We start from the raw sequence: 8325 nt of genomic DNA, 5'->3' as shown, positions 1-8325 counted from the left end.
TGATGAAGAGTGATAGTTTCATTTAAAGAAAAAGATACTTCTCCAATTTTCTTTTGTTCTTTAATATTTTTTGGGTATGAAATTACTAAATCTTTCACAATGCTTGCGGAAAGGTTTCCTTGCCCACCTTGTAAATAAGTAGATAAAATCTTATCTTTGTTATTAATTAACCAATATAGTAGGAATTTTTTATCTATTTTTATTGGTATAATAGCTAGAATTGCTTGATTAATAGCTCCTTTTATTTTGGATAAACTTGCTTCACCACTTGTAGCACCATACAAAGCCAGGAGAATATCTCCAACATTTACAAGTTTAGCTGAAGAATTTATTAAACCCGATTCCGAAATAAATAATTCTGTGGTTTCATTATATATTTCACCAGATCTGATAAAAGGGATATGTCCGTTATAATATTCTTTATTTTTTACCGATGGAGTACCTCCTGAAAAACACGTGATTAACTCCCCCAACTTACGCTGTTCCCAAGCTTCCGTATTTTTTAGTGTTTTTGATCGGTTTTTAGTTTGAGTACATGCTATAATTACTATGAAATATTAAGAGGTGACATCATGGCTAAATCAACTTTAGAGCAAGAATTAGAAAATAATTTAATCCAACAGTTAATTACCGGCGAATCTCAGTGGACTTATCGCCCTGACTTAAAATCTGAAGAAGATTTGTGGCAGAATTTTTTTGATATCCTTGAGCGAAATAATACCGATAAGCTTGAGGAGACTGCATTAACTTATCAGGAGAAGCTTCAAGTACGTAGTCAACTTACCTTTGCCAATCCTTATGATGCGGCAGTTTGGTTGGCTGGCGAGAATGGAGTTGCTCAAGTCAGTATCCAACGCGAAGATGCCAATTTAGGGTCGATTCGTTTAAGAGTCATTAATCGACAAGATATTGCAGGAGGAACTTCCCACTATGAGGTCATTAATCAATTTCGAGCGAGTAAAGCTGATTCGATAGACCGCGATCGGCGATTTGACGTTACTTTATTGATTAATGGATTGCCCATGATTCATATTGAGTTGAAAAGTCGACTCAACCCCTACTTGGATGCTTTCCGTCAGATTAAGAAATATTCAAAACAAGGGAAATTCAACGGTATCTATTCTAGTCTTCAAATGTTCGTAGTGACTAATGGCGAAGAGACACGCTATATAGCTGCTGCTCAAGATACGAAATTAAAGGAACAATTTCTGACAAAATGGGTTGATCAACAAAATCAACCTGTTCTTAAATATCTGGATTTTGCCGAAGAAGTATTATCAATTCCTATGGCCCATAAGATGGTGGCTCAATATTCAGTCCTAGATAAAGATCGTAAAGCACTTATATTATTACGTCCTTATCAAATTCATGCTATCGAAGCGATAAAGCAAGCTTCAAAAGAACAAAAATCCGGTTATGTTTGGCATACAACTGGCTCGGGTAAAACTTTGACCTCTTATAAAGTTGCCCGAAATTTATTGCAAATCCCAAGTATTTCCAAAACTATTTTTGTAGTAGACCGTGTTGATTTAGATCAACAAACGACTTCATCATTCTCTTCGTATGCAGAGAATGATGTAATTTCAATTGCTGAGACTGACTCTGTAACTGATTTAATTTATAAATTACTCTCTCAAGATGAGCGTAATGTGATTGTCACTACCATTCAGAAATTGAATTATGTGATGGATCGTTTCAAAGGGAAGGAAGATACTACCAATTATCGAAAATTAACCCAACAAAAGCTTGCTTTTATCGTTGATGAATGTCACCGTGCGGTAAGTCCACTTAAAAAACAAGAGATTGAAGAATTTTTTGTTAAGTCAGTATGGTATGGCTTTACTGGGACGCCCATTTTTAAAGAAAATGCGAAAGCCGCTATTGGTAATTTGCCAAGAACAACTGAGCAGCAATATGGAGAGCTTCTTCATCAGTATACGGTGAAAGAAGCGATTCATGACCATGCTGTTCTTGGTTTTCAAGTCGAATATATAACAACTATTGGTCAGTGGGATTTAGATCAGGCTGTTCAACAAGCTACGGGCAAATCGCCGAGTGAAGTCGCTAATATGGAAATGATTGATAAAGAAAAGATCTTGCCGAATCATATTTATCAGCATCGAAATCATAAATTGGAAGTCATCGATTTTATAATTAATCGTTCACGTCATAAACTAGGGTTTGCTTATGGAATTGGTAAGACGAACGATGCTATTTTGACAACCAGCTCAATAGCAGAGGCTCAGGAATATTTTCAATTATTCCAATCAGTGAAAGCCGGAAAAGAAGCCGTCAAGATTTCTGAAGAAACCAAACGAACCCTGCCGGATTTTCCCAAAATAGCTATTACTTATTCTGTTTCTGAGAATGAAGAAAGTTCCACTAGCAATCAAGAGCAAATGTCTAAAGCTATTCAAATATATAATGAAGAATTTGGCACCCATTTTAGCTTAGAAACATTAAGGGCCTATAATCGAAATATTAATGATCGCTTAGCTCGGAAAAAGGAACAGTATCAGTCTAGATCTGAACAGTTAGATATTGTGATTGTGGTCGATCGTCTATTAACAGGATTTGATGCGCCTTGTTTATCTACACTTTTTGTAGATCGACCTCCGATGCGTCCGCATGATTTAATTCAAGCGTTTTCCCGGACCAACCGTCTTTATGAAAATAAAAAATATGGTCAAATTGTCACTTTTCAAACACCAAAACTTTTTGAACAGGCTGTTACAGAAGCATTAATTTTATATTCTAATGGTGGAGAGAACGATGTATTGGCACCTGATTGGCAAACAACTTCGACGCAATTCATTCAATCGATTCAAGACCTCAAAGCAATGCTTCCAGACCCACAGCGAATCGACTTGGATGATTATTCCATCGCTGAGTTGAAGAAATTTGCTAAAGCTTTCCAACAAGTTGATAAGCTAAACGTAGCGATTCGGGTATATTCTAACTTTAACCCTGGCATGTTAGGTCAAGAATTTAATATTACCGACGAAGAAATCGAGTACTATTCTGCTCATTATAATAATGCTTTAGAGAAGATTAAAGCTGCGAATAAAGGTGACGTTGAAGTTCAAGAAACTTTAGACTTAGAATATGAACTCGCTTCGATTAAGACAGAAGAGATAAATTACGAATATATTCTTATCTTGATTCAAAATTACGTTCGTGAACAAGGTCAACTTCAACAGAATCAACTGGTTAAAGCTGATAAGAAGTTAACTAGCGAAATCGATAATTATTTAAAATTATTGCAGAAGAATAATGCCAAGTTAGCAAGCTTAATGGAGACTATGTGGTTAGATATCGAAAGGGATCCAGCGCATTACCAAAATCGTGAAGTTTCTCAAATTCTAGAGGAGCTGATTGCTAATTCGCAAGAAGAAGTCATCCGGCAAATTTCTCAGAAGTGGTTTATTGAGGAAGATAAGCTTTCCTTTGTCGTAGAAAATTACAATCCAAAACGAGATAAACAAAACGGGGAAAATGAGTTAAAAGAAACTTCTGATTATCAGGCTTATAAAGAAAATACTGAGAACCCGGTCTCCAAACTTAAATATTGGGGCCGAGTTCTCAAGGATATTCGTCTGAATATGGATCAAGAAATCCTACCACTTAGAAAGAGATAATCAGAGATTTTTCTTAGTCATCAGTTCTTGAGCAAGCGGGATATCGACTGGGGCCCAATCTAGGCTCATCAGTTGAGACCGGTCGACCCATTTGGCTTGCAAATGCTCGGTCAGCTGATATTGATTATCAGTAATCGTTGCTGAATATAGTTTCATTTCAACTCGGCCGAAATCATAGTCATAGGCGGCTTCTCCTATGTATTGACTAATTATCAATTCAGCCTTTAATTCTTCTTTTATTTCCCGGATCAGGGCTTCTTCCTGGCTTTCTCCGGGTTCAATTTTTCCACCGGGAAATTCCCAAAGCTCTGCCAGACTTCTGCCTGGACCGCGTTGAAAACAAAGAATTTGGTCGCGATCATTATAGATGGCTGCTGCTACAACATTGATTGTTTTAATAAAAATCCACTCCTTATGTTTCTTTTTATGATCAAATGGTTATAATAATATTATCATATTTACACAAGGACGATGTCGATGAAGCAAAAATATTCAAGCCAATATCAAGAATACCTGGGCGAATCTTTGAAATTTGGTTTTATTAATAATATTGATTATAAGAACGCCACCTATTCGCCGAAAATATTAATGAATAATCCGGAAACGGGTCAACATGTCTTAACAGATATTCAAAATGAACTTAATAAATGTTTCTCTTTCTCCATCAATGTTGCCTTTGTTACTGAGGCGGGAATTGGAATGTTAAAGACCCAATTTTCTGATTTTGCAGATCGAGGGGGTCATGGCCGATTAATGATCTCACCTTATCTAGGTTTTAACCAACCAAAAGCCTTGCAAGAGTTATTAAAGTTGCGGAATGTCGAAGTACGAATGGCTAAAGAGGACCTGAATAGCCATGCTAAAGTCTATATGTTCAATCATGGATTAGAACAAGTTGTGATTGTAGGTTCTTCCAACCTGACTCATAACGCTCTGAAGTTAAACTATGAATGGAATATCAAATTATCTTCTACAGATAATGGTGATTTTATTCAGAAAACAAAAGACAACTTTGACCAAGTTTGGCAACAAGCAGTTCCTTTAACAATACAAATTATTGAAGATTATCAAAAGGCTATTTATCGCCCGTTAACTTTGACACCAAAGCCTATGGAAGAAACGTTGGCTGACTATCAAAAAGTAATCAAACCTAACCGAATGCAAGCTGAAGCATTAATCGGGCTAGCCAAGATGCGTCAGCAAGGAGCCCAAAAGGCTTTAATCATTTCAGCTACTGGAACCGGAAAAACCTATCTGTCTGCTTTTGATGTAAAAAAATATCAACCAGATCGATTTTTATTTATTGTCCACCGCGAACAAATCCTTCGCAAAGCTTTGAAAGATTACCAGCGCGTTATTGGTTTCATGGATGAAGAAGCCTGTATTTTCCAATCGGGCAAGCCTCTTGGACAGGAAAAATACACCTTTGCTACCATTCAGTCTTTAAGTAAAATTGACAATCTATATCAAATTGATCCGCAATGGTTTGATTATATTTTAATTGACGAGGTACATAAAGCCGGAGCCCAAACTTATCAACGGGTCATCGATTATTTTCAGCCGAAGTTTTTGCTGGGGATGACGGCAACACCAGAACGAACCGATGACAAAAACATTTATGAATTATTTGATTATAATATTGCTTATGAAATCCGCCTACAAGAAGCTTTAGACGAAGACATGTTATGTCCTTTCTTATATTATGGTGTTTCTGAATTAGTCTATCAAGGTGAGCTACTGGATGATAAAACTCAATTTACTAATTTAGTTACAGACCAACGAGTTAAGCACATTATTGATAAAATTCAGTATTATGGCCATTCAGGTGAACATGTTAAAGGCTTACTCTTTTGTTCTAAAAAAGAAGAAGCTCGGGAACTTTCAGCCCTGTTCAATCAAAGAAATTATCGAACAGTCGCTTTAACCGGCGAAGACCCACAGGCGACTCGTGAGCATTTCGTTCAAGAATTAGAAGAGGGCAAATTAGATTATATATTCACGGTAGATATCTTTAATGAAGGAATTGATATTCCGGCTGTAAATCAAGTGGTCATGTTGCGTAACACTCAATCAAGTATTGTATTTATTCAGCAATTAGGCCGGGGTCTGCGAAAACATGATAGTAAGAAATTTGTCACCATTATTGATTTCATTGGGAATTATCAGAATAATTATTTAATCCCGATTGCCTTATTTGGTGACCAATCGATGAATAAAGATAATTACCGCCGTGATTTAGTAAATCGCAATCAACTCACTGGGATAACGACCATCAACTTTGAAGAGATTGCCCAACAACAAATTTTTGATTCTATTCGTAATACTAATCTTTCCAGTATGAAAGTCTTACGCGAAGCCTATCAGGATTTAGCAAACAAACTCGGTCGACCGCCTATGTTAAAAGATTTTATTCTATCTCAATCGATTGATCCGATTGTCTTTTTCGAACGTAATTTAAGACATTATGGAGATTTTCTAGTAAAAATGAAAATAGATCGCTATCGCAATCTTTCTGAACGAGGACACGCGAACTTAAACTTTCTCTCCCATGAGCTCTTGGACGGCAAGCGCCCTCATGAGTTGTTGTTATTGAAGCAGTTGATGGAATCACAAGGGACGGTCAAAGTTGCTGATTATTTAGCCATGCTTCGCCAACAAAACATCTACAGTGATCAAAATATTTTGAATTCGGTTTTAGGGATTCTTGATTTATCTTTTTATACTGTACAAAGTTTGAAGAAATATGGTCAACCAATCATTGAATGGAATCAAAGTCAGATTGTTCTTTCTGAAACTTTCCAACAATTACTAAATAATCCACAATTTCGGGAACTGGTACAAGATATTATCGATACTGGACTCATTCGAAATCAAAAATACCCAGCTTCAAGAACAAAAGAACGTCTGGAGCTTGGCGAAAAATATTCACGAAAAGATTTCTGTCGTTTGATGGGTTGGGAACGGGACGAATCTTCTACAATTTATGGTTATAAAAATAAATATGGAACCTGTCCAATTTTTGTAACTTATCATAAGAGCGATGAAATCAGTGAATCCACTCAGTATGGTGATCGTTTTATTAATGAACAAGTCTTTCACTGGTATACTCGAAGCAATCGAAGTTTTGCTTCAAAAGAAGTAGCCGATATTATTCATCTAGGTCATGATCCTTTAGCTATTTCACTTTTTGTTAAGAAAGAAGATGGGGAAGGCAAAGATTTCTACTATTTAGGTCGGGTGCGACCGATTGAGGGAACACCAAAAGAAACCTTTATGGATCCGGAAACTCAGAAGACACCCGTGGTAACCATGGACTTAAAATTAGATCAACCCGTTCCTTATAATTTAATGCAATATTTATTAAGTGGTGATCAGTAAAGCGAATGAATCGTTGTAAATGGTTGAAGTTTTTGTTGACTTTTAACAGTCTACTTCAGTAAAGTGCCTAAGTTGGCACTTTTTTTATTGGTAAAAACATTGTCTAAATATGTGAGTAATTATGTAAGAGAAAAATATAGCCGGGACAAAAGGAATAGCTCTATTCGAAAAACGAAAATTTTTAAATAAAAAAGACATAATTAAACCGATTAGAGAAGCCAAGGCAAGAAAGTAAGGATAAAGTTGAACTGGAAAATACAAACAAAGGATTGTAAGTAATTTGATGTCAGCAAAACCAATTCGACCGGGACGAAGATAAGCAATGGTAGATAAAATAACAAAAATCAATCCAGCGTAGCAAACTCTCTCTTGCTCAGGATAAAAGATCAGTCCAAGAAGGAGCAGACACAGCTGTAAAAAATCTGGCACCCAGCCCTGGTGATAATCAATTAAAGCCATCAGAGTTAATATATATAAGCTGATTAGGGAAACAACGATTTGAGATGGGAAGAGATCCGTCCATAGTAATGAAAGAAAAGCGATGGACAATTCAAGAAAAATATATTTATTAGAAAATTGTTGCCGACAAAATAAACATTGCGAATTTGAGAATAGTTGAGACAAAATAGGAACAAGCTGAAAATATTTTAAGGGTCTTTGACAATGATCGCAACGCGAGCGTCGCAACCAAGAAATGCTTTGGACAGCCCATTCTTCAGCTAAGACAGGGAGAAAGGATCCCATACAAGCTCCAAAAATAAAATAAATCATGAGAAACTTCACCTTCTAATGGTTAGTCTTTTTATAAATACCAGGATGAAATACAAAATACGAAAATAAATCAAAAAAAGTTGCAAATAATCATTGACCCATTCTGAAAAGCATGCTAGTATAGTAATCACCGTTAAGGCGAAGCCAAAAGTTAATCAGCTTTTGAAATAAAAAATAAAATAATTTCAAAAACTTATTGACAAAGCAATCGCTCGATGGTATGATGTAATAGTTGCGTCACAGCCCTTCAATGAGGTGGGCAGCGCACGAAAGCTCATTGAAAACTGAACAAAGACACACCAAACTTGTAATAGGGGTTCATTATGAACACCCCCGAATATAAATTCGAGACACTGGCGATACCCCAGTCTAAACTTGGTATCACACAGTCAGTATTGAATTGAGCAAAGACTCAAACAATCTTTCATGAGAGTTTGATCCTGGCTCAGGACGAACGCTGGCGGCGTGCCTAATACATGCAAGTCGAACGCACAACGAAGGAGCTTGCTTCTTCCGCGTGAGTGGCGAACGGGTGAGT

The 8325-nt window shown here is 36.5% G+C and carries 5 protein-coding genes and 1 rRNA gene; 3 read left to right on the top strand and 3 right to left on the bottom strand.

The window, feature by feature from the left end:
* On the bottom strand, positions 1 to 473 hold a 473-nt coding region (locus BMX34_RS09355; RefSeq protein ID WP_234971720.1), incomplete at its 3' end, for a restriction endonuclease subunit S.
* A gap of 99 nt (positions 474 to 572) precedes the next feature.
* On the opposite strand from BMX34_RS09355, the gene BMX34_RS09350 reads away from it, so the two are divergent.
* Positions 573 to 3638 (top strand): type I restriction endonuclease subunit R, encoded by a 3066-nt coding sequence (locus BMX34_RS09350; protein WP_092572742.1) that lies wholly within the window; start codon positions 573 to 575, stop codon positions 3636 to 3638.
* On the opposite strand, the gene BMX34_RS09345 is transcribed toward BMX34_RS09350, so the two are convergent.
* A complete protein-coding gene (locus BMX34_RS09345) occupies positions 3639 to 4028 on the bottom strand; it encodes a (deoxy)nucleoside triphosphate pyrophosphohydrolase (RefSeq protein WP_327077516.1) in 390 nt (129 codons plus the stop codon).
* Between the two features lie 87 nt (positions 4029 to 4115).
* Between BMX34_RS09345 and BMX34_RS09340 the strand changes: the two genes are divergently transcribed.
* On the top strand, positions 4116 to 7016 hold the full coding sequence (locus BMX34_RS09340; RefSeq protein ID WP_092572740.1) for a DEAD/DEAH box helicase: 2901 nt from the start codon (positions 4116 to 4118) through the stop codon (positions 7014 to 7016).
* An 84-nt stretch (positions 7017 to 7100) separates the two neighbouring features.
* Here the strand turns inward: BMX34_RS09340 and BMX34_RS09335 are convergent, their stop codons facing one another.
* Positions 7101 to 7787, bottom strand: coding sequence for a prepilin peptidase (locus BMX34_RS09335; RefSeq protein WP_092572739.1), 687 nt, complete (start codon positions 7785 to 7787; stop codon positions 7101 to 7103).
* 422 nt (positions 7788 to 8209) lie between these two features.
* Here BMX34_RS09335 and BMX34_RS09330 point away from each other — a divergent pair.
* A 16S ribosomal RNA gene (locus BMX34_RS09330) occupies positions 8210 to 8325 on the top strand; the annotation flags it as partial.

Origin of the sequence: Ignavigranum ruoffiae (assembly GCF_900110675.1) — a bacterium.
Classification (GTDB): Bacteria; Bacillota; Bacilli; order Lactobacillales; family Aerococcaceae; genus Ignavigranum; species Ignavigranum ruoffiae.
The sequence above is the reverse complement of the archived record's forward strand: the minus strand, read 5'-3'. Positions and strand labels throughout refer to the sequence as shown.